Source organism: Butyrivibrio sp. INlla21 (assembly GCF_900116875.1).
Classification (GTDB): Bacteria; Bacillota; Clostridia; order Lachnospirales; family Lachnospiraceae; genus Butyrivibrio.
Genome location: NZ_FPCC01000004.1, coordinates 104,510 through 128,133, shown reverse-complemented (window position 1 = coordinate 128,133; position 23,624 = coordinate 104,510). Strand labels below are relative to the sequence as shown.

The following is a 23,624-nucleotide window of genomic DNA, read 5'->3' as shown; positions in this document are numbered from 1 at the left end:
TAAAAAACGGAGGAAAAAATGAGATCACCCTTTCTGTATTTTAAAAATTTCATAGGAATCGGATGTAGGAAACTTCGCTTTTTATCTGCTTTTTCTGCGGGAGCGATCCAGACTTTCGATAAGCTTCATGTAGAAATATATAAAAAAGGTAAGATCAAACTCGGAAGCTACAATCAGAACAGAGGTAATCTCTATCTTGTAGCGGACGGCGGAGAGCTTAAGATAGGTGATCATTGTTTTTTTAACACGGGAACATGTATTACCGCAGCCAAATCCGTAACCATCGGAAATAACTGCAAATTCGGCAACAACGTTGTTATCGTGGATCACGATCATGATTTCAGAAATAAGACGGACAGTGAGTTCATCAGTGCCGACGTCGTTATTGAAGATAACGTGTGGGTCGGCGCGGGAGCGGTGATTCTCCGCGGAACTCATATCGGTAAGGGCGCTGTAATAGGTGCCGGTAGCATAATAAAAGGAAAAATTGATCCAAACGCTATAATAATTCAGAAGAGATCGACCGATATATAATGAAATGTCATATTGGCCGGATTGATAATAAACATTATAAGAGAGTGTAAGAAGACATGGCAGTCAGTAAAAAAAGAATTGTTGTTAAGGTGGGAACATCCACTATCACTAACGAGAGCGGTAATGTAGATATTCGTTCTCTCGATCATTTATGCAGAGCTCTTTCGGGAGTTGAGAATCTTGGTTATGACCTGGTGCTTGTATCATCGGGTGCCATCGCTGTAGGCGCCGGAAAGATGAGGCTTGCTCAGAAACCAAAGGAACTCAAGATGAAGCAGGCGGCTGCAGCCGTAGGTCAGACAGAGCTTATGCATCTTTATGACAAGTTCTTTGGTGAATACAACAGAATGGTAGGCCAGATACTTCTGGATAATGCGGATTTCAGCAATCCTGTCAGAAGTGAGAATCTAAAGAACACATTTGATGCTCTTTTGGAAAATCATATTATTCCAATAGTTAATGAAAACGACTCCGTAAGCCATACGGAGATCGAATCGGAAAAGAAGCTGTTCTCCGATAACGACATGTTATCGGCTCTTGTTGCGGTATTCTGCAATGCAAGTAAGCTTATCATCTTTTCCGATATAGACGGACTTTACGACGGTAATCCCAAGACGGATCCCAATGCCAAGGTGATCAGCAGAGTCGAGGAGATTACAGACGAGCTTAGGAAAGTTGCTTCGGGATCAGGCTCTAATAGGGGGACGGGCGGAATGATCACCAAATTGGAAGCGGCTGAGCTTGCTACTTCTCACGGAATCGATGTTCTTGTTACAAACGGCAAGAATCCCGAGAAGCTCTATGACATCATAGAGAAAAAGAAGGTCGGAACATTGTTCGTCGCAAAAGAGTGACGCAAGTCGCGTGCACCTAATCATAGGGGAGACGTCCCCTGTGGTGTATAAAAAATCAAATATGGAGGCCAGTGTATGAAAAGCAAAAAGAAAAAAGGGGTAAAATGGTATCATTCAATTTTATTTCAGGTTATCGCCGTTAACGTTGCGATGTTGGTCGTATTCGGAGCGGTAATGTTCCTCACAATGGACTCACTCGATAACACTGTCAACAATTCTAACGCTTTGATCAATTATGTTGCTGAAGCCAACATGTATGAAGGGAAAGTTTCAACACAAATATATGATATTTATGCTCAGCCGTTTGTTTATATTTACGCGAGCAGAGATCAGAAACCCGAGATTGATACAACGGTAAGGGCAGATCTTGAAGAACTTAAGGCATCAATGAATTCACTTATAGGAGTTTTTTCCAAGAATGACGACAAGTATTCCGTCAATGCTCTCAAGATCGCGAAGGAACTCAGCGTACGTGTCGATACGTATATTTCTTCCGTTACAAACGCCATGGATCTTGCCAAATCCGGAGCAGGTGCTCAGTGTACCGTTGTCATGGAGGGCGAGGTTAAAGAACTTATGAAAAATATCGACCGTCGTTTGGCAGAGCTTGACGCAGCGGTTGACGCTCTTTCATACGGTTCGATAAACAACATGATAGATTCAAGGAATCAGGCAGTACTTAAGTCTGTTATCGGACTTGCTATATTCCTTATCTGTCTTGCATTAACATTTGCGCTTAATTACTTTGTTATCGTTAAGAAGATCAGATCTATCTCCAATGAAGTTAATGCGATCATAGATGATATTGATAACGGCAAAGGAGATCTTACGACAAGGATCAATACCAAGACTAATTCCGAGCTTATTTTCTTTAAGAACGGTTTCAACAGATTTATTGAGAATCTTCAGAACGTTATGCGTGAAGTTAAGAACGGAACGGTTGTACTTACAACATCGGAGGAAGAGGTTTCCGAGAAGATACAGAAAGCCAACGACAATGTTACCAATACTTCGGCAGCTCTTCAGGAGCTCTCTGCAAGCATGGACACTGTATCGGCTACAGCTACAACAATGACTGAGAAACTTGTTGATGTTAAGAGCGCTACAGACAGCATCAATGCAGAAGTTGCGGAAGGAAAAGAGACAGCTGAGCACATCAAGATTGAGGCTGAATCCGTTCAGGAAGAAGTTAACCAGAAGAAGAGCAACACGGGAAGTAAGATGGAAGAGCTCAGTGCCGTTCTTGAGCAGTCAGTTCAGGATTCCGAGCAGGTTAATCAGATTGGTGAGCTTACCAATGTAATTCTTGATATCGCATCACAGACCAATCTTCTTGCTCTTAACGCCAGCATTGAAGCTGCAAGAGCAGGTGAAGCCGGAAGAGGCTTTGCGGTTGTTGCTGAGGAGATCAGCTCACTTGCCGAGAACAGCAGACAGACAGCTGGTAATATCCAGAAGATCAGTCAGGATGTTACGGATGCGGTTAAGTCTCTTTCAGATAATGCCATGCAGGTGCTTGAATTTATCAATACCACAGTTCTTTCCGATTACGATGCATTTGTAGAGGTTGGAGAGAAGTATGAGAATACAGCGGCAATAATTGATGATATGCTTAATAAGTTCAGTGAAAAAGCTGAGAATCTCGGCGTTATCATGGAGCAGATGTCAGAGCATGTTACATCGATCAACCAGTCGGTACAGGAGAGTACGGTTGCGATCAATACTTCAGCTACAAACTCAACAGAGATTGTAGGACAGATGCAGGGCATCGGAGAAGCTATGGACAACAACAACAGAGTTACCAGTCAGCTTTCAGACAGCACCAAGCAGTTCGTTACTGTTTAATACCAATCAGTATTATCCGGTAGTAAAAAAGACAAAAATATTGGCATCGTCTTGAGGGTTCAAGGCGATGCCGTTTTTAATTGGATCATATAAACTGTCTTATATAGTATTATCAGATATTCTCATGATACTTGTCATAGATCTCTGTAAGATATGACTTGACTATCTGAATATTTGTCATCTTTCGAAGATCGGAATTGCCCATCATTACGGCAATTTCATCTGCTAGAAGAAGCATATTGTAGATTTTGAGCTTGAACTGATCTCTGTCGAGCTCGTCAATGTTAACCTGCATAAGAGGTGAACCGAGCTTGAGTGTAACATTGTCATCTGCGATACCTGTAAGCATCATACGTGTCGTGGGATCGAAGTTGACATAGAGTATAAGTTTTTCTTTTTCATGCTTCTTAAGTGTGTTCTCATCCTGATGAGAAGTCTCAAGCCACTCGTAAAGATCTGCTTCATCAGGGTTTAAGAGGAACTTTGTAAGCTCATCCTTGTGCTTTTCTACATACTGCATATATTTGCTGGCGCTGGGTCCTGTATAAGCAAGTTCAACTCTTACTCCCGAATCCGAGCGTACAAGCCTGCATTTCTCGGCAACCTCTTTAATTTTTAATGTTGTTTCGTTTGATCCGATCATCTTAAAGGTGCCGGTTTCTAATTCCTGCTTGAATTCCATTGTGATCTCCTTTTTTTCTAAATCTACAGTAACGTAAGTATAGCATAAGGGTGCTAAAAATGGTATACTAATAGAGATTTTGTAAAGAAATAAGGGGATAACATGTCACAGAGTAACAAGGGGAGAAAACAGACAAGAAAATCATCCAACAGCTCGTCATCAAGGAGCGGTTCAAGGACCACTCAGCGTCATATTAGTGAGGAAGTTGACTATTCCTTAAGAAGCGAGCTTATTGTCATTGCAATGGTAGCTCTTACCATTTTCCTTTTTTTGTGTAATTTCGGTATCTGCGGAAGCATAGGAAACACCATAAGCGGAGTATTGTTCGGCTTATTCGGTTTCACGGCTTATCTTGCGCCTTTACTTGCGCTGTTTTGCGTGGTTATAGGCGTTGCCAACTTCGGATCCAGCGCTTCTACAAGAAAGATAGTTTCCGGGATCGTTCTTTTTATCATTTTAGGTATGATATTGGAGCTTTTCACCGGAAGACCGCAGGGAACCGAGTCTTACAGCATTTCATATGTTTTCAACGAAGCAAGAAGAGCGCACAACGGAGGAGGATTCTTCGCAGGCTCACTTGCATATCTTTCATATAAGTATTTATCGCTTGCCGGAACGGCTCTTTTGCTGCTTTTGATCGGTATAGCAAGCGTTGTTATCTTTACCGAGCAGTCTTTTGTGGGCGGTATCAAGAAGGGTGGTCGCAAGATCATCGAAAAGACCAAGGAAGACGCCGCCAACTACAGAGAATACTCAAGAGAGCGCAGAGAGAGGATTGAACAAAGACGTGCTCAGATTGAGGAAGACAGACGTCTTGCCATTGAGCAAAAAGAGGATGAGAAGATCCTTCGCATGGAAAAGAATGTGCGCGGTGTTATGATCGATACGCAGCTTTCCAAGGAAGATGAAGAAGCGGATGATATGAGTGAGATCCGTATTCATGGCGCCGACACGGATGATAAGAAGAATATCTTTATTCCCGATGAAGATGAGTTCCACGATGACATACATGAGATCGTACTTAAGAAACATGAGATAGAGACTGATGTTGAGCCCGACGGACAAAGAGCCTTTAAAACAGGCATCAAGATCCACGGAATGGGTTATGACGACTACGAGCCCGAAGACGAAGCACGTGATGAAATACATGATATTAAGCCTTCGACTAAAGGTAAGCTTGTTGCCACAGCGGCTAAGGAAGCTCCCATGGAAGATGATATTCTTCCGGATGTTCCTATTCATGCGGAGAACCTTGGAAACGGAATGAACGGCGAATATGCAATACATGCTCAGGATCATATATCAAGAAGCCCCGGTGCTTCTTCTAAGATAACGTCATCGGCTTCAATGCCTACAAGCACCCATGTGCCTGACGGCCCGGGTCCTCATACGGTTAATGTCGGTATGGAAAAAGAGATTGAGCAGCACAAGAAGGCTATGCCCAAGAAGTATGTATTTCCGCCGCTTTCTCTTTTGGAAAAGGGTACAAGAAACAAGAATTCGGATTCTGCAAGGCAGCTTAAAGAGACTGCGCTTAAATTGCAGGAGACTCTCAAGACCTTTGGAGTTAACGTTACCGTTACCGATATAAGCCAGGGACCTTCTGTCACAAGATTTGAGCTTCAGCCTGAGGCAGGTGTAAGAGTTAATAAGATTGTCGGACTTGCGGATGATATTAAGATGAATCTGGCCGCAAGAGATATCAGAATAGAAGCTCCCATTCCGGGCAAGGCAGCTGTGGGAATCGAGGTTCCTAACAGAGAAAATCAAGCCGTTGCCTTAAGAGATCTCTTTGAATCAAGAGAGTTTAAGGACTTTTCATCCAAGCTTGCTTTTGCGGTTGGTAAAGATATCGCAGGTAAGACGGTTGTTACCGATATAGCCAAGATGCCACACCTTCTTATTGCGGGCGCTACCGGATCGGGTAAATCGGTATGTATAAATACGATCATCATGAGCCTTATTTACAAGGCTAAGCCTGAAGAAGTGCAGATGATCATGATCGATCCCAAGATCGTTGAGCTTAGTGTTTACAACGGAATCCCGCACCTTATGATCCCCGTTGTGACGGATCCCAAGAAAGCCGCTGCAGCTCTTAACTGGGCGGTTGCGGAGATGACTAACAGATATAAGAAGTTTGCCGATGCGGGTGTTCGTGACCTCAAGGGATATAATAAGCTTGCTGAGAAGAGCAGCGATCCCGAAATGAGCGTTATGCCTCAGATCGTGGTTATTGTAGATGAGCTTGCAGACCTTATGATGGTATCCGCCAACGAGGTTGAGGATGCTATCTGTAGACTTACACAGCTTGCGAGAGCTGCGGGTATTCATCTTATTATTGCTACTCAGAGACCTTCCGTCGATGTCATCACGGGTCTTATCAAGGCGAACATGCCCAGCCGAGTTGCGTTTGCGGTATCGAGCGGTGTTGATTCGAGAACTATTCTCGATATCAACGGTGCCGAGAAGCTCCTTGGTAAAGGAGATATGTTATTCTATCCTCAGGGCTATACGAAACCTGCCAGAATTCAAGGAGCGTTTGTTTCCGACAAGGAAGTTCAGGCGGTTACGGATTTCATAAGAAATCAGGATATACAATCAAGCTACGGCGAAGGTGTTGAAGAACAGCTTGCAAATTACCAGAGTCAGTCCGGCGGAAGTAGCGGTGCTTCCACAGGTGGAGATTCGGACAGAGATGAGTATTTTGTACAAGCCGGAGAGATTATCATAGAAAAAGAAAAAGCGTCCATAGGAATGCTCCAGAGAGTATTCAAGATCGGCTTTAACAGAGCCGCAAGGATTATGGATCAGTTATGTGAAGCCGGGGTGGTCGGCGATGAAGAAGGTACTAAACCCAGAAAGGTACTAATGACCAAAGCTGAGTTTGATAGGTATGTAGGAGGAGAATAAATGGCTTTTAAAAGTGACATTGAAATCGCACAGGAAGCAAAGATGCTACACATCAGAGATGTAGCGGAAGGAATCGGGATTGAAGAGGACGATCTTGAATTCTACGGTAAGCACAAGGCTAAGCTTACAGAGGAGTATCTTAGAAAGGTACAAAGTAACAAGGAAGGAAAACTTATCCTTGTAACAGCCATCAATCCTACTCCCGCGGGAGAAGGAAAGACAACCACAAGTGTTGGACTCGGAGATGCACTCAGAAGACTTGGATACAAGACAGTTATAGCTCTTAGAGAGCCTTCACTCGGACCTTGCTTCGGAATAAAGGGCGGAGCGGCCGGCGGCGGATACGCACAGGTAGTTCCGATGGAAGATCTCAACCTTCATTTTACAGGTGATTTCCATGCCATTACATCCGCAAACAACCTGCTTGCGGCTATTTTGGACAATCATATCCAGCAGGGTAATGAACTGCAGATCGATACAAGACAGATCATATGGAAAAGAGCCGAGGATATGAATGACAGAGCTCTTCGAAATATCGTTGTAGGTCTTGGAGCCAAGACTGACGGTGTTCCCAGAGAAGATCACTTTGTTATTACGGTTGCTTCCGAGATAATGGCAATTCTTTGTCTCGCAAGCGATCTTAACGATCTTAAGGACAGACTTTCCAGGATCATTGTTGCATATAACTTTGCGGGAGAACCCGTTACCGCAGGTGACCTTCAGGCAGTCGGCGCTATGGCCGCACTTCTTAAGGATGCTCTTAAACCCAATCTTGTGCAGACACTTGAGCACACACCTGTAATCGTACATGGTGGTCCTTTTGCAAATATCGCTCACGGATGTAACTCCGTAAGAGCTACAAAGACAGCACTTAAGATAGCAGATTATACTGTAACGGAGGCAGGCTTCGGTGCCGATCTCGGTGCAGAGAAGTTCCTTGATATCAAGTGCAGGATCGCGGGACTTAAGCCTGATGCGGTTGTTCTTGTTGCAACTATCAGAGCGCTTAAGTATAACGGCGGAATCCCCAAGGCTGAGCTTGGAACAGAGAATCTTGAAGCTCTTAAGAAGGGAATAGTTAATCTTGAGAAACACATAGAGAACATCCAGAAATACGGAGTTCCCGTTGTTGTAACTCTTAACTCATTCCTTACTGATACAGAAGCAGAGACAGAGTTCGTCAAGAAGTTCTGCGAGGAGAGAGGTTGTAACTTCGCTCTTTCAGAGGTTTGGGAAAAAGGCGGAGAAGGCGGACAGGATCTTGCAATGAAAGTTGTCGAGAGCATCAAGAACAAGCCTTCTAACTATGCACCTATCTATAAGGATGAGCTTTCACTTAAGGATAAGATCAATACTATCTCTACCGAGATTTACGGCGCTGATGGCGTTACATATACACCTGCTGCGTCCAAGCAGCTTGCCAAGATTGAGGAGATGGGATTCGGAAATCTTCCTGTATGCATGGCAAAAACACAGTATTCTCTTTCGGATGATCCCGCAATGCTCGGTAGACCTACAGGTTATAACATCACAGTAAGAGAAGCTTATGTTTCAGCCGGAGCAGGCTTTGTCGTTGCACTTACAGGTGCGATCATGACAATGCCCGGACTTCCCAAGCATCCTGCAGCTTACGACATTGATGTCGATGAGACGGGCAAGATCACAGGATTGTTCTAAGAGTTAATGCGGATTTCGCATATAATATTTACAAAAATCTTTCTACAAAACAGGAGACACGATGAGCGCACAGATTATTGACGGAAAAGCAATTTCACAGAATATTAAGGACGAACTTAAGGAAAAGACAGCTCTTTTAAAGGAAAAGGGTATAGAGGTAACTCTTGCCGTTATCCTTGTCGGAGAGGATCCCGCTTCGCAGGTTTATGTAAGGAATAAAAAGAAAGCTTGCGAGTATATCGGATATAAGTCTTTATCCTATGAGCTTCCGGCAGATACAACTCAGGAAGAGCTCCTTAAGCTCATCTATGAGCTTAATAACAGAAAGGATGTAGACGGTATTCTTGTGCAGATGCCGCTTCCTAAGCAGATTGATGAAAAGACTGTTATTGATGCGATATCTCCCGATAAGGACGTAGACGGATTCCATCCGATGAATGTCGGGGCTCTTTGCATCGGTGAGCAGGGCTTTGTATCATGTACACCCGCAGGAGTTATCCAGCTTCTTAAAAGAGGTTGCGACGGAAAAATAGATATCGCCGGTAAAGAGTGCGTTATCGTCGGAAGATCCAATATTGTAGGTAAGCCTATGGCTCTTTTGATGCTCAGAGAAAATGCGACAGTTACGATCGCACATTCAAGAACCAAAGATCTTAAGGATGTTTGCAAGAGAGCGGATATTCTTATAGCGGCTGTAGGAAAAGCCGGCATGATCACTGCAGAGCATGTCAAAGAGGGCGCGGTTGTTATTGATGTCGGAATTAACAGAGGCGCAGACGGAAAGCTCTGCGGCGATGTCCTTTACGATGAAGTTTCACAGATTGCAAGTGCGATCACTCCGGTACCCGGCGGTGTAGGTCCCATGACCATCGCGATGCTTATGAACAATTGTTATGAAGCGGCACTTATGCATAATTCTATTTGAGGTTGATCTTAATGATATGTCCCGTTTGCGGTAAAGAAATTCCCGAAGGGCACATGTATTGTGACGAATGCGGCAAAGAGATCAATTTCGTTCCGGATTTCGATCCGGAGGTTGAAAATGAGATAAATGCCACACTTTCGGGAGTTGCCGATGAACTGAATAAGGAAGCTAAGCTAAAAGCCTTGCGTATTCAAAAGCGAAAGGAATTTTTTAGCGCGTTAAAGAAAAAAAGCACGACAATTTTATTATTTTCTGCTACTATTATCATCATAGTGATTGTTGTGACATTATTATTGGCTTTTCACAACAAAACGCCTCTTTATTATCTTAGTATCGCAGAGTCTTCAAGAAATTCGGGAGATCTTGATAAGGCTATCGAGTATCTGGTTGAGGGTAATAAAGATAATCCCGAGAGCACCGAGATCATATTCAGACTTTCAGATTATTATCTGGAAGCGGGTGATCCCGATAAGGCAGCCGAGACACTTTGTCTTATAACAAACTCAGATCGTTTTTCCGATGAGAAGGTAACCAATGCATATGAAGGCATTATCTCTATATATAAGGAAAACGGCGATTACGACAAGATAGTTGAGCTTTTGAGTAACGATGAGAATGAAATAGCCAAGGGGCTTAAGGAGAAATATATTCCTCCGACGCCCGTTATGAGTCCCGAAGGGGATACATATGAGGACAGTATCACAGTAACTGTTTCCAAGGGAGCGCCTGATGATGAAGTTAAGGTATACTACACTGTAAACGGTGATAATCCCGACAACAGCGGTATCCCTTATGAAAAAGAGATCGTGCTTGACGCAGAAGGCGAATATAAGATAAAGGCGGTTTCCGTAAACAAATATGGATTCTTAAGTGCAGTTGCCGAAAATACTTATACCATTGAGGCAGGAACTCCCGATGAGCCCATTATAATGGAGGCAAGCGGAGAGTATAGCCAGAACACTATGATTGTTGCCGTTACCGAACCCGGAACTTCGATTTTTTATACGACGGACGGATCGGACCCGACAATGGATTCCAAGCAGTATATTTCACCGATATCGATGCCGGTTGGTACTTCGCACTTTAAGTTTATTGCCTATAACAACGAAGGTCTTTGCAGCGAGATAGTGGAAAGAGACTATCACCTTGTTTTTGCCAGACTTGTGACCAAGGAGCAGGCTGTAAACAGTGTGGTAAGTACACTTGTAAGACTTAATTATCTTCTCGACGAAACGGGTAAGGAAATAGGTGTACCCGGACACAATGAGTATGTGTATCGCTCCGAGATTGAAGTGGAAGGCGCCGGTGAGTATTATGTCATCGATGAGATACGTGTCGGTAATGACGGTTCCAGAAATCCTTCGGGAAGAATATATGCAGTCAACACACATGACGGCACCGTAAACAGACTGGGATATGATTCCGGCGGTAAATATATACTTATAACTATTTCCAATCGATAAGAAGCTATTTGGCTTTAAAATATTTATTTTTATATCTAGTAGGAGGATGACTATGTTCAAGATTTTAGAGGCTAATGAGCTTACTACGAACATTTTTCAGATGATCGTTGAAGCTCCGCGTGTAGCAGACGCGTGTTTACCCGGACAGTTTCTTATTATCCGTGTAGATGAAGAGGGGGAAAGAATACCGCTGACAATTTGTGATTACGACAGAGAAAAGGGAACTGTCGAGATAGTTGTTCAGGCTATCGGAGCTGAAACATTTAAACTTTCCAAGCTTAAGGCAGGCGATTCTCTTGCCGATGTTGTCGGACCTCTCGGTAAGCCTTCAGATCTTTGCGAAGAGAGCATTGATGAGCTTAAGAAAAAGAAGATCGTATTTATCGCAGGAGGTGTAGGAACAGCTCCCGTATATCCCCAGGCTAAATGGCTCAAGGAGCAGGGCGTTGACTGCGACGTTATCATCGGTGCCAAGACAAAAGATCTTGTTATTCTTGAAGATAGATTCAAGAAGGTTTGTAACCTTCATATCACAACAGATGACGGTTCTTACGGAAGAAGCGGAATGGTTACAAAGGCACTTCAGGATCTTTGGGATGAGGGCAACAAGTACGATCACTGCGTTGCCATCGGTCCTATGATCATGATGAAATTTGTTTGTAAGCTTACAGAAGAGCTCGGAATTCCTACAATTGTCAGCATGAATCCTATCATGGTTGACGGAACGGGAATGTGCGGCGCTTGCCGTCTTACAGTAGACGGTCAGGTTAAGTTTGCTTGTGTTGACGGACCTGAGTTCGACGGACACAAGGTTGACTTTGACCAGGCTATGAACCGTATGAAGCTGTATAAGACTGAGGAGGGAAGACTTTTCCTCAAGGCTCAGGAAGGTGATACACACCACGGCGGCTGCGGCAATTGTAACTAAGAAAATACCATGTTTCGTGATTACTATATAGGAGATTAAATAAATGGATGGATTTGTAAGAGTTCCGGTCCGCGAACAGGACGCCAAGGAACGTGCTACCAATTTTAAAGAAGTTTGTCTTGGATATAACAAGGAAGAGGCAGAAAAAGAGGCATTAAGATGTCTTAACTGTCCCAATCCCAAATGTGTACAGGGATGTCCCGTATCTATCAACATTCCCGCTTTTATCGAGCAGGTTAAGAAGGGAAATGTTGAGGGTGCTTATCAGGAGATCAGCAAAGCAAGTGCTCTTCCCGCTGTCTGCGGACGTGTATGTCCTCAGGAAAGCCAGTGCGAAGGCCAGTGCGTAAGAGGAATCAAGGGCGATGCCGTTTCAATCGGTAAGCTTGAGAGATATGTTGCAGATACTGCAAGAGAGATGGGCATCAAGCCCGAAGGAGCTAAGGAGAAGAAAGGCAAGAAAGTTGCCGTTATCGGATCAGGCCCTTCAGGTCTTACATGCGCAGGCGACCTTGCCAAGATGGGTTACGATGTAACTATTTTCGAGGCTCTTCATGAGGCCGGCGGAGTACTTGTATACGGTATTCCCGAGTTCCGTCTTCCCAAGGACGCTGTAGTTAAGAAAGAAGTTGAGAACGTTAAGGCTCTCGGCGTTAAGATCGAGACTGACGTTGTTATCGGTAAGTCAGTTACAGTTGACGAGCTTATGGAAAAAGAAGGCTTTGAGGCTGTATTCGTAGGATCAGGTGCAGGTCTTCCCAGATTCATGAATATCCCCGGCGAGCAGGCTATGGGTGTATTCTCAGCTAACGAGTTCCTTACAAGAAGCAATCTTATGAAAGCTTTTGACGAGAATTCAAGAACACCTATCATGAAACCCAGGAAGTGCGTAGTAGTAGGTGGCGGTAACGTTGCTATGGACGCTGCAAGAACTGCTCTTCGTCTCGGTGCTGAGGTTCACGTTGTATATCGTCGTGGTGAGGAAGAGCTTCCCGCACGTAAGGAAGAAGTTGGACATGCTAAGGAAGAGGGAATCATTTTCGATCTTCTTTGCAATCCCGTTGAGATCCACGCTGATGAGAACGGATGGGTTAAGAGCATCACATGTATCAGAATGGAGCTTGGTGAGCCCGATGAGTCAGGAAGAAGAAGTCCTGTAGAGGTTCCCGGTTCTGAGTTTGAGATTGAGTGTGACGCTGTTATCATGTCACTCGGTACATCACCCAATCCTCTTATCACTTCAACAACAAAGGGTCTTGAAGTAAACAGAAGAAAATGTATCGTTGCTGAAGAAGCTACAGGTCAGACATCTAAGCCCGGCGTATTTGCAGGCGGTGATGCCGTTACCGGTGCAGCAACCGTTATCCTTGCTATGGGTGCCGGTAAGGCAGCTGCAAAGGGAATCGACGAGTATCTTCAGAATAAATAATTTATAGTATAATCATATTAACTAAATAGCACCGGGCTAAGTCAAATTAGCCCGGCGCTTTGACTTACAGGGGGATAATTACGTGATAGCATATGTAAACGGAATACTTGAAAACCTCGAAGAGGGTAATGCTGTCATAGACGTTAACGGTTTTGGCGTCAATGTTAATATCTCGGGTTCAACTATGGACAGAATGCCCGGTATCGGTGAGATGGTCAAGCTCTATACTTACACCAACGTCAAAGAGGATGCTTTTTCTTTATTTGGTTTTCTTTCAAGGGATGAGCTTAATCTTTTTAAGATGCTGATAACCGTAAATGGAATAGGACCAAAGGGCGGACTTGCCGTTTTATCGGTTCTTTCTCCCGATGACCTTAGATTTGCCATCATTTCAGGTGACAGTGCGTCTATAGCCAAGGCACCCGGTGTCGGCAAGAAAACTGCCGAGAGGATCACTCTTGAGCTTAGAGATAAGATCAAGGTTACCGAGGATGATCTTTTATCACCTTCGGGAGCTGTTTCCGGCGACGATCTTACGGGCGAAGCCGCAATGGCAAAAGACGAAGCAGTCGCAGCGCTTGTCGCACTTGGATACAATTCTTCGGATGCCGTCAAGGCTGTCAGAAAGGTGTTAAAAGAAAACGATGCGCAGCTTGATGCAGAAGTTCTTTTAAAGCTTGCTCTTAAGGAGATGTTCTAAAAGCATGGAAAAAAGAAAAATCGTTACTTCCGCAAGAGGCATTGATGCCAATGTAAATGTGGAAGATGAGAAGATTGAAGGCTCATTAAGACCACGAAGCCTTGATAAGTACATAGGACAAAAGAAGATAAAGGAAAGCCTTAAGATCTATATTGAGGCGGCTAAGAAAAGAGGAGAATGCCTCGATCACCTTCTTTTTTACGGACCACCCGGTCTTGGAAAGACAACACTAGCAGGAATCATTGCTTCGGAAATGGGTGTAAATATCAAGATCACCAGCGGACCGGCGATCGAAAAGCCCGGTGATATGGCTGCGATACTCAATAATCTTCAGGAAAACGATGTTCTTTTTGTTGATGAGATACACAGATTGAACAGACAGGTTGAAGAGGTTCTTTATCCCGCAATGGAAGACTACGCCATTGATATCATGATCGGAAAAGGCCCGACAGCCAGATCTATAAGACTTGATCTTCCTCATTTTACCCTTATCGGTGCAACAACAAGAGCGGGAATGCTATCCGCACCCTTAAGAGACAGATTCGGAATGATCCATAAGATGGAATTCTATGAGCCTGACGAGCTGTGCGAGATAATCATGCAATCGGCCAAGGTTCTTGATGTTGAGGTTGATCCAAACGGCGCCGCCGAGATGGCAAGACGCAGCAGAGGAACACCAAGACTTGCAAACAGAATACTTAAGAGAGTAAGAGATTACGCTCAGGTCAAGCATAACGGCGTTATAACCAAGGATGTTGCCGTTACAGCCCTTGATCTTATGGATGTTGATAAGATGGGCCTTGATCATACCGACAGAAATATATTATTTACAATGATAAATAAATTCGGAGGCGGCCCGGTGGGACTTGATACGCTTGCCGCCGCGATCGGAGAGGACTCGGGAACCATAGAGGACGTCTATGAGCCTTATCTGATCAAAAACGGATTCATTAATAGGACTCCGAGGGGCAGAGTTGTGACGGATACGGCCTATACCCATTTGGGGCTTGAAAACAGAGCTTCCTCAGAGATATAATTAAAAAGCAACCAAGCTAAAAAGAATTAAAAGCAGGGGTGGATTTATGGCATCTAAAACAGATACCGAGGTAATTATCGGGGGAAAGGTATTTACCTTAAGCGGATACGAAAGTGAAGAATATTTACAGAAGGTGGCGTCTTATATAAACAATAAGATTGGTGAGTACAACAAGATCGACAGTTTTAAGAGACAGCCGATAGATACTCAGAATGTTCTTCTTCAGTTAAATATTGCAGATGACTATTTCAAGTCTAAGAAGCAGATTGAGCTTATGGAAGAGCAACTTGCCGAGAAGGAGAAGGAGCTCTACGATCTTAAACATGAGCTTATTGCTACGCAGATAAAGCTCGAGAATACCGAGAAGAACGGTAAGAGCCTTCAGACCAAGCTTGATGAGTCATCAAAGAAGATCATTCAGCTTGAAACTCAGGTCAAAGGTACCGGAACAAAGAAATGATTGCATTTAAAAGGCTGTCTAATTAATGACAGCCTTTTCTTTTTTAAGGATTATGAACAAGGTAGAATTACTTGCCCCCGCAGGGGGTTATGAAACAATGGTAGGCGCTTTCAATGCAGGCGCCGATGCCGTTTATCTCGGAGGTTCCAAATTTGGCGCCAGAGCCTATGCCGATAACTTTGACAGGGATCAGGTTCTTGACGCTGTTTCTTATGCCCATTTGCATGGGAAAAAGATATATCTTACTGTAAATACCCTTGTTAAAGAAAGAGAATTCGGAGAACTCTATGAGTTTATGCTTCCGTATGCCGAAAAGAAACTGGACGGCGTGATCGTTCAGGATCTCGGAGTCATGCGCTTTATAAGAGATGAATTCCCGGGGATCGAGCTTCATGCAAGCACTCAGCAGACCGTTACGGGTATTTACGGAGCAAAGCTTTTAAAAGAGCTTGGATGCTGCCGTGTTGTTCCCGCAAGAGAACTAAGTCTGTCTGAGATGAAGGCTATCAGGGAAAAGGCTGATATTGAGGTTGAAGCTTTTATTCACGGAGCGATGTGTTATTGTTATTCGGGAGCTTGCTTATTCAGCAGTATGGTCGGAACAAGGAGCGGAAACAGGGGAAGATGTGCCCAGCCCTGCAGACTTCCGTATACTTCCGATTTATCTCGAGATAAAGGTGAGCAATATCCGCTTAGCCTTAAGGATATGTGCACGATCGATATGATTCCTGAGCTTATTGAGGCGGGAATTGATTCTTTCAAGATAGAGGGCCGTATGAAGAAGCCTGAATATGCTGCGGGAGTTACGTCGCTTTACAGGAAATATATTGATCTTTATTATGCGGAACCTGATAAAAAGCATGAAGTATCCAAAGATGATATGGAGATCCTTAAGTCTTTATATCTTCGAACAGGTATCAGTTCGGGCTATTATCATAAGCATAACGGAAAAGAGATGGTGACAGTTGTTTCACCTGCTTATAACGGAACCAAAGACGAAGTCCTTAAGAAAGTCAGAGAGGATTATCTTGGCCGCGAGCTTAAGATCAAATGCGATATTTACTGCAAGCTAAAGCTCGGTGAAAAAGCTGAGATTATCATGAATGTAGATAATAACGGTGATTTTGTATCTAAGACCGTATACGGAAACGAAGTTCAGGCGGCGTCAAAGAGACCGATGGACGAAGAAAGCGTAAGAAAACAGCTTGAGCGTCTCGGTAATACATCTTTTGAGGCTGATTCCATCGAAATCTCAATTGATGACAATAATACCGGCAACGGAATCTTTATTCCTGTAAGTGAGCTAAATGAGCTTAGAAGAAAGTTATGTGAAGATATGGAAGCAGAGCTTCTAAACGCGGGAAGTTCCGATAGCCATGGTGAGAATACATCTAAGCATTCATCAACGGGAAGTGTTGCCGGAAAAGAAGGAAGTGTTGCCGCCGAGAAAGACAACGGATCCGTGCGTAAGGATACTGATGTTCATGTTCTGGTTAACACAAAAGATCAGCTTGAAGCCTTGAAGGATTTTCTTTTGGTTGTTCGTAAAGGCGATAATGCGGAAAATAAAGCACATGCTGTCACAAGGTTATATCTTGATAGCGAGCTTTTGCTTAATGACAAATATTCTTTTGCAACGAAAGAGTTATTGGATAATCCTGCTTTTTCGCATACAGAGATCATAGCGGCTCTTCCTTACGTGACAAGAGAAGAGTCTTTTGACGGAACAAGTGATATCAAGGCTTTGAGTGAAATGCCCGGTAGTTCTGTATCCGGAGTTCTTGTAAGGAATCTTGAACAGCTTGGATATCTTAAGGAAAAAGATTATAAGGGAAAGATCATACTTGATTATGGCGTGTATGTATGGAATGCCGAAAGTTCTAAGCTTTTGTCGGAAATAAAAGGCGCCGCCGGCAGTTCTTTTGTCTCTGAGATATCGGTCCCTTACGAGCTTACGATACATGAGACCCTTGAGGCTGTAAAAAGTATTGCGAAAGAAGTCGGCATACCGATTTCGTATAATATATACGGACATGTGCCCATGATGATAAGCGCGGGCTGCATCAAAAAGACACTTGATAAATGCAGCGGTAAGCTAAATACGTACAATCGTGAGGTGCTTGCAATTACGGACAGGATGGGGAACAGAATGCCTGTAACAACTAATTGCAGGAATTGTTATAACATAATATGGAATACGAATCCGACGGCTTTGTATAATAAAATGGATGCGCTTTATGAAAAGCATGTTTTCGATCACTTTAGGATCGATCTTACCGTTGAAGATAAGGATATGGCCCAAAAAGTACTTAAAGCCGGCATATGCAAAGAAGATAAAGAATTCAGAGATTCTTTTTTGCAGGAAATCAAATCTACTAATGGACATTATAAACGCGAGGTAGAATAAAGGAATGGAGTTATATGTAACAGAAATATCTAAATATGTCATTGCGATAATGCTGCTTTTGTATACCGCCACGGCATTTATGGCGTTTAGACTTAGGAGCAGAGAAGCAAGGACTAAAATATACGTAGCACAGATCATGCTGATATTCATGATCCAGATTGCTTGTTTTATCCAGATAATTGCAAGGACCGGAAAGGTACTCTATCTGTTTTTCTTTGCATTTCAGATAGTTGTTTTTTCCGCCGTGCTTATGCTGTTTTATTTCATTTATCCGGACGGAAACAGGCTTATCATAAACAACTGTTGTCTGCTTCTGATGATAGGAGTGGTGATCTTGACGAGGCTTTCGTATGAGAAGGCGGTCAAGCAGTTTGTTATCGTGGCAATATCTTTTTTGATAGGATTTTTTATTCCCGAGATGATCTTCAGGTTTAACTTCCTAAAGCGTTTTACCTGGATCTATGCCGCGGTCGGAATCGCAGCGATAGGAGCGGTTTTGGTGCTTGGTGTTGCGATCAACGGATCAAAGCTTAATTATTCGATAATGGGAATAGCTTTCCAGCCTTCGGAAGTTGTAAAGGTATTGTTCCTGTTCTTTATGGCGGGAGCGCTGTATAAGGCGGAAGGAATAGTGGATATTCTGATAGCATCGGCTGTCGCGGCCGTTCATGTTATCATACTTGTTCTGTCAAAAGACCTTGGAAGTGCACTGATCTTTTTTATGTTGTATCTTGCACTTATTTACATATCGACGGAGAATATCGGATTATTCATTATGGGACTTGCCTTTGTGACGTTTGCAAGTGCCGTATCTTATAGGTTGTTTGCACATATTCGAGTAAGAGTACATGCGTGGCTCGATCCGTTCAGTGATATAACAAACACGGGCTATCAGCTTTCGCAGTCTCTTTTTGGTATAAGCAGCGGCGGAATGTTCGGCCTTGGATTATACGGCGGGTCGCCGAAGACAATACCGTTTGTTGAATCGGATTTTATTTTTTCAGCAATTGCAGAGGAGATGGGAATTCTTTTTTCCATACTGATGGTACTTGTATGCTTAAGCACTTTCCTTCTTATCATGCAGGAAGGCTATTACATTCATGATAAGTTTTACAGGATGATCATATGTGGTATCGGCATATCATATATCTTCCAGACTTTTCTTACGATCGGCGGAGGATGTAAGTTTATTCCGCTTACGGGTGTTACTCTTCCTCTTTTAAGTTACGGTGGATCGTCCGTTCTGGTCACCATTGTTATGATTATGATTGTTGAAGGCATCTGTATGATCGGTTCGGATGAAAGGTATGAGGAATACCTGGAAGAAAGACGCTATTACGAGAGGAAAAGAAACAGATATGAAAGATACGAGGACGAAGAGTACTAACAGACGAAGAAGAGTAAGATCTTATCCGATAATCGTTCTGACAAGCATATATGTTCTTTTGTTTGTCGGTATGATCGGATATATCGCTCATTATTCGCTTACTCATAAACAGGAATTTATAAATAACGACCATAATACAAGGCAAAAGATACTTCTTAAGCAGAATCAGCGTGGTAAGATCCTTTCAAGAGACGGAGATATTCTTGCTTATTCGGAAAAGAACGAAAACGGAAAAGAAGTAAGAGTATATCCGTATAGTAATGAGTTTTCACATATAGTGGGTTATGTATCAAAAGGAAAAGCCGGAATAGAAGGTTTTTCAAACTATTACCTGATAAACACTAATATCGATCTTTCAAAGAAGGTCGCTTATGATACAAAGGGAATGAAGTACCCTGCTGACAACGTGACAACAACGCTCGATGTTCATCTTCAGGAGATTGCATATTCAGCGCTTTCTTCAAGAAAGGGTGCGGTTGTTGTTTCTGATCCTAAGACGGGTGAGATCCTAGCAATGGTCTCAAAGCCTGATTTTGACCCTAATACTCTGGAACAAGAGTGGGACCGGCTTATTCAGGATAAATCACCGGATGCTAAGCTCCTTAACAGAGCAACGCAGGGAAAATATCCTCCGGGATCGACTTTTAAGATAGTGACGGCACTTTCTTATTTGAAGGAGCATTCGACCGATTACATGAATTACAGTTTTAGCTGTGGCGGAAGATTCGACTATGAAGGAAACACGATTTCTTGTTATCATGGCGAAAAACACGGAACTCTCGATCTTGAGACCTCTTTTGCCAAGTCATGTAATTCATCGTTTGCCAATATAGGTGTGGGCTTAAAAGGAGAGACTGTTGACGCGGTACTTGACGACCTTATGTTTAATCAGGATCTACCTCTTGATTTTTGCAGATTTGCGGTGAGTTCTTCGTCTTATCCCAAGAATCACGATCCCAATGCGGTGATGCAGTTGTCCATCGGACAGGGTAAAACTTCAATTTCGCCCGAACACCTCAACATGATCACATGTGCGATCGCAAACGACGGTATGCTTATGAAACCTTATGTTGTGAGCAATGTAAAGAGTGAGGACGGCAAGGAAATAAAGACATATTCTCCTGAGGAATACAAGAGGTTTATGAGCAGTGAGGAAGCAAGGATACTTCGTTCAATGATGGAACAGGTTGTTCAAAGGGGTACTGCGAGCAAATTAAAAGGCCTTTCCTACACTGCGGCAGGAAAGACCGGTTCTGCTGAATTTAATGATGTCAAAGATTCTCATGCTTGGTTTACAGGCTATGCCCCCGCTGAAGATCCGCAGATCTGCGTGACCATAATAGTTGAAGAAGCGGGAAGCGGCGGAAGCTATGCCGTTCCGATAGCAAAGAGAATATTCGATGCATATTTCGAAGCGGAATAAAGAGCTTAAAAGACCTGAGTGATCCTGATGTTTCTTTCTTTGGAGAGGTCTATAAGCGTATTATCTTCGTTTAATTTGATGAGAGGGCGTGAGAGCGCCTTCTCATTTATTAATATTACGGTTCCGAGTCTCTCATTGCTGAGCTGAACATTAAAGCCAAGCTGTGAAGCTGCGATATGAGAAAGAATGGATTTAAGGGCCTGAACATCATATCTTTCAAAGCCTTCGTTTTCATAGTTGGCAATGATCTGGAACGGATGAAGCTTATTTCTGTAGGTTCTCGGTGATGTCATGGCTTCGTATGTGTCGATGATCGCGATGTATTTGGCGAATTTATCGATCTCAGAGGATGTCAATGAAGCCGGATAGCCTGTTCCGTTACATCTTTCATGGTGCTGAAGTGTTGCTCTTAATATGTGATGGTTAAAAGAACCGACCTGTCTTAAGAAATCATAGCCTATCTGTGTGTGCTTCTGAACAAGAGCATACTCTTCGGGAGTGAGTCTCTGCGGTTTCCATAGTATCTGATAAGGAATGCTGAATTTACCAATATCATATAAAAACGCACACTCGATAAGAAGAGTGCTGTCTTTGTTTGAAAGACCGAGCCATGTGGCAAACACACCCGCAATAAGTGCGGAGTTAAGACAGTGGCAAAGTGTCATATCATTTTCATCCGGAATAAGATTGTACAGATAGTCAAGAAGCTGTTCTCCGCTCTTAACACCGGCGATTATACTCTTATAGATCTCCATTAACTGTGAGAGGTTGATCTGCTGGCTTTTATCTACCGCACCCAGCATGCATGTTTTGAAAACAGGGAAATATATGTTGTAGATTGATTCAAAGTTCTTGAATCCGTCTGTCATTCGCACTTTTTCAAAGTGAGTGGTGGAATAATCGATCTCTTCCTTGATGGGAACGGCGATAATGGACTGTCTTGCAAGCTTTTTGAGGATATTGTCTGTGACTTTTGTACCGGCCATAACAATGATCTCGTTTTTATAATTGAGAATGTCTTCTGCGATTACCATTCCCGACTTTAATTCAATACGTGCAACCACCTTCATGTTAAGGACCTCCCAATTTGCGTCCCGTCGCAATTCCATAAACTTTTTTCATGTGTTAAAATGTTTGTTGAAGAAGTTTTGTATAACCCCTATATATCCTACTATACATAAACAGGAGCATGTAGGTCAATTCGATAATTGGGGAGAATTGTATTTTTATGAAAAAAAATGGATTCTGCACATTTTATAAGAATCTGTACTTTGGAAAATCAGTAAAAAGACATTCTCTTGTTAAGTGGAAGTTATACCATGGGAGCGGGCAGTTCACCATTTTTTGCCTTGTCAGGGCGATGAATGAGAATGATCAGCTTGAGATCATTCATTCCGCATTCCTTAAGCAAGCGTATTATAGAGAACATCCTGCATATATATACGGAATTGCGGGAAGCTATGAAGAAGCGCTCGATATGGTCGTTGATATTTCCAACAGAGCTTGCGAGGCCGGAATGGAAGGTCAGCTCATTGAATATCTCGATAAGAATGCGTGATAAAGACTTAACTTGGGAGTATATATGTTGGCAGTGATTTTATTGGTACTTAAAATAGTTGGGATCACGATACTTGTTATTCTTGCCGTACTTCTTTTTCTCATCTTGCTATTGTTGTTTGTACCCATCAGATACAAGATTGACGGTGATGTTCCGACAATGAGATTCGGAGAAGATTTCGACAGCGACAGAATAGAGTTTGCGATCAGATTCCACTGGCTATTACATATCCTTAGCGGCAAATATATTCATCATAAAGATGACACGTTTGTCGTAAGAATTTTTGGTATTAAGGTCTTTCCGAGAAAAGAAAAACCTGAAAAAAAGAAAAACAAAGATCGAAAGAAAGATGAAGAGCCAAATTTCGAAGCATCGGAAGCAAAAATAGAAGATAAAGACGATCTTTCTTTTGAAATTAAAGAAAAAAAAGAGGACAAAAAGAGATCCGAGGAAGAAAATGACACAAGTGTCGCGGAAATCTCTTATTCGGAAGTAGTAGATGAAGAAAAAACAATCTTCGACATAGTGGAAGACGTTATTTCTTTTATCATAAAGCTTATAAAAACGCCACAAAATGTGTTCCGAAAAATAAAATATACAATATCTAGAGTTTGTGGTAAGATAAATATGATTAAGTCCACACTTGAGAGTGAAATTTTCAAGAGGGCTTACAGCCTGGTTAAAGGCAAGCTTATAAGGCTTCTTAAGATGATAATGCCGGATAAAAGTAATTCAAGACTTTATCTCGGAGTCGGAGATCCCGCGTGGGAAGCCGATATCATGGCCGCATACGGAATGATGTATTCGTTTTTTCAGAATAAGCTTGTGTTTGTCCCTGATTTTAATGAAAAGATAATCGAAGCCGATATACATCTAAAGGGACATATAACATTATTTACTGTTTTATATTGTGTTTGCGTTTGCTATTTCAACAAGGATGTCAAAAAGGTTATTGCCAGATTTAAGAAGATATCCGAAAGATAGATTTAATCTTGGAGGTTTTTATGGGAGAGAGTAATTTTAACAGCGTAGTTGAGTCTTTACTTCATGGTATGAATTCAATCCTTGCTACCAAGACAGTTGTCGGAGAACCTACCAAAATAGAAGATACCATAGTGTTACCGCTTGTTGATGTATCATTTGGTGTCGGTGCAGGTTCCAACGACAGTGATAAAAAGAATGGCGGAGCAGGCGGATTCGGTGCCAAGATGTCACCGAGCGCTGTTCTTGTTATAAAGAATGGTTCTACCAAACTAGTTAATATCAAGAATCAGGATGTTGTAAACAAGGTTCTTGATCTCGTGCCCGATATTATGGACCGTTTTTCAGCCAAAAAAGAAAATTTTATGGATGATGACGATGCAGTAGAGATTGCTTTTCCCGATGAGGGTGAGGAGAAGTAAGTC

At 42.8% G+C, this 23,624-nt stretch carries 20 protein-coding genes; 18 read left to right on the top strand and 2 right to left on the bottom strand.

Annotated features, from left to right (window positions below):
- Positions 1-18: 18 nt before the first annotated feature.
- From BM377_RS16120 to BM377_RS03160, 3 genes are all read left to right on the top strand, one after another.
- Positions 19-534: an acyltransferase gene (locus tag BM377_RS16120; protein WP_143104452.1), complete on the top strand. Its 516-nt coding sequence runs from the start codon at positions 19-21 to the stop codon at positions 532-534.
- Positions 535-590: 56 nt separating this feature from the next.
- Positions 591-1,388, top strand: coding sequence for a glutamate 5-kinase (proB, locus tag BM377_RS03165; protein ID WP_092243573.1), 798 nt, complete (start codon positions 591-593; stop codon positions 1,386-1,388).
- Positions 1,389-1,463: 75 nt separating this feature from the next.
- Entirely contained in the window at positions 1,464-3,233 is a 1,770-nt protein-coding gene (locus BM377_RS03160) for a methyl-accepting chemotaxis protein (RefSeq protein WP_092243571.1), read from the top strand.
- 112 nt (positions 3,234-3,345) lie between these two features.
- Here the strand turns inward: BM377_RS03160 and BM377_RS03155 are convergent, their stop codons facing one another.
- Positions 3,346-3,915: a hypothetical protein gene (locus BM377_RS03155; RefSeq protein ID WP_092243568.1), complete on the bottom strand. Its 570-nt coding sequence runs from the start codon at positions 3,913-3,915 to the stop codon at positions 3,346-3,348.
- A gap of 102 nt (positions 3,916-4,017) precedes the next feature.
- Here BM377_RS03155 and BM377_RS03150 point away from each other — a divergent pair, with 102 nt between their 5' ends.
- The 12 genes from BM377_RS03150 (at position 4,018) to BM377_RS03095 (ending at position 20,660) form a co-directional block, all read left to right on the top strand.
- Entirely contained in the window at positions 4,018-6,825 is a 2,808-nt protein-coding gene (locus tag BM377_RS03150) for an FtsK/SpoIIIE family DNA translocase (protein WP_092243565.1), read from the top strand.
- Positions 6,826-8,502, top strand: coding sequence for a formate--tetrahydrofolate ligase (locus tag BM377_RS03145; protein ID WP_092243562.1), 1,677 nt, complete (start codon positions 6,826-6,828; stop codon positions 8,500-8,502). It begins immediately after the preceding gene.
- 61 nt (positions 8,503-8,563) lie between these two features.
- Positions 8,564-9,427 (top strand): bifunctional methylenetetrahydrofolate dehydrogenase/methenyltetrahydrofolate cyclohydrolase FolD, encoded by an 864-nt coding sequence (folD, locus tag BM377_RS03140; protein WP_092243559.1) that lies wholly within the window; start codon positions 8,564-8,566, stop codon positions 9,425-9,427.
- An 11-nt stretch (positions 9,428-9,438) separates the two neighbouring features.
- Positions 9,439-10,890, top strand: a complete 1,452-nt coding sequence (locus BM377_RS03135) for a chitobiase/beta-hexosaminidase C-terminal domain-containing protein (protein ID WP_092243556.1) — start codon at positions 9,439-9,441, stop codon at positions 10,888-10,890.
- Between the two features lie 52 nt (positions 10,891-10,942).
- Positions 10,943-11,818 (top strand): sulfide/dihydroorotate dehydrogenase-like FAD/NAD-binding protein, encoded by an 876-nt coding sequence (locus BM377_RS03130; RefSeq protein ID WP_092243553.1) that lies wholly within the window; start codon positions 10,943-10,945, stop codon positions 11,816-11,818.
- 43 nt (positions 11,819-11,861) lie between these two features.
- A complete protein-coding gene (gene gltA / locus BM377_RS03125) occupies positions 11,862-13,247 on the top strand; it encodes an NADPH-dependent glutamate synthase (RefSeq protein ID WP_092243550.1) in 1,386 nt (461 codons plus the stop codon).
- Positions 13,248-13,329: 82 nt separating this feature from the next.
- A complete protein-coding gene (gene ruvA, locus BM377_RS03120; RefSeq protein WP_092243547.1) occupies positions 13,330-13,947 on the top strand; it encodes a Holliday junction branch migration protein RuvA in 618 nt (205 codons plus the stop codon).
- Between the two features lie 4 nt (positions 13,948-13,951).
- On the top strand, positions 13,952-14,983 hold the full coding sequence (ruvB, locus tag BM377_RS03115) for a Holliday junction branch migration DNA helicase RuvB (RefSeq protein WP_092243544.1): 1,032 nt from the start codon (positions 13,952-13,954) through the stop codon (positions 14,981-14,983).
- Between the two features lie 46 nt (positions 14,984-15,029).
- On the top strand, positions 15,030-15,443 hold the full coding sequence (gene zapA / locus BM377_RS03110; protein ID WP_092243541.1) for a cell division protein ZapA: 414 nt from the start codon (positions 15,030-15,032) through the stop codon (positions 15,441-15,443).
- A gap of 97 nt (positions 15,444-15,540) precedes the next feature.
- Positions 15,541-17,850: a peptidase U32 family protein gene (locus BM377_RS03105; protein ID WP_177223779.1), complete on the top strand. Its 2,310-nt coding sequence runs from the start codon at positions 15,541-15,543 to the stop codon at positions 17,848-17,850.
- 4 nt (positions 17,851-17,854) lie between these two features.
- Positions 17,855-19,237: an FtsW/RodA/SpoVE family cell cycle protein gene (locus tag BM377_RS03100; RefSeq protein WP_092243536.1), complete on the top strand. Its 1,383-nt coding sequence runs from the start codon at positions 17,855-17,857 to the stop codon at positions 19,235-19,237.
- Positions 19,158-20,660 carry a peptidoglycan D,D-transpeptidase FtsI family protein gene (locus BM377_RS03095; protein WP_242948075.1) on the top strand — a complete coding sequence of 501 codons (1,503 nt, stop codon included), beginning with the start codon at positions 19,158-19,160 and terminating at the stop codon, positions 20,658-20,660. Before BM377_RS03100 ends, BM377_RS03095 begins: the two co-directional genes overlap by 80 nt.
- Before the next feature lie 5 nt (positions 20,661-20,665).
- On the opposite strand, the gene BM377_RS03090 is transcribed toward BM377_RS03095, so the two are convergent.
- Positions 20,666-21,730 (bottom strand): HD-GYP domain-containing protein, encoded by a 1,065-nt coding sequence (locus BM377_RS03090; RefSeq protein ID WP_177223778.1) that lies wholly within the window; start codon positions 21,728-21,730, stop codon positions 20,666-20,668.
- 158 nt (positions 21,731-21,888) lie between these two features.
- Between BM377_RS03090 and BM377_RS03085 the strand changes: the two genes are divergently transcribed.
- The 3 genes from BM377_RS03085 to BM377_RS03075 are packed head-to-tail and all read left to right on the top strand — an operon-like array spanning position 21,889 to position 23,621.
- Positions 21,889-22,218: a hypothetical protein gene (locus BM377_RS03085; protein WP_092243529.1), complete on the top strand. Its 330-nt coding sequence runs from the start codon at positions 21,889-21,891 to the stop codon at positions 22,216-22,218.
- 24 nt (positions 22,219-22,242) lie between these two features.
- Positions 22,243-23,202, top strand: coding sequence for a hypothetical protein (locus tag BM377_RS03080; protein ID WP_092243527.1), 960 nt, complete (start codon positions 22,243-22,245; stop codon positions 23,200-23,202).
- 20 nt (positions 23,203-23,222) lie between these two features.
- Positions 23,223-23,621 (top strand): GerW family sporulation protein, encoded by a 399-nt coding sequence (locus tag BM377_RS03075; RefSeq protein ID WP_092243525.1) that lies wholly within the window; start codon positions 23,223-23,225, stop codon positions 23,619-23,621.
- The last annotated feature ends 3 nt before the right edge of the window (positions 23,622-23,624 follow it).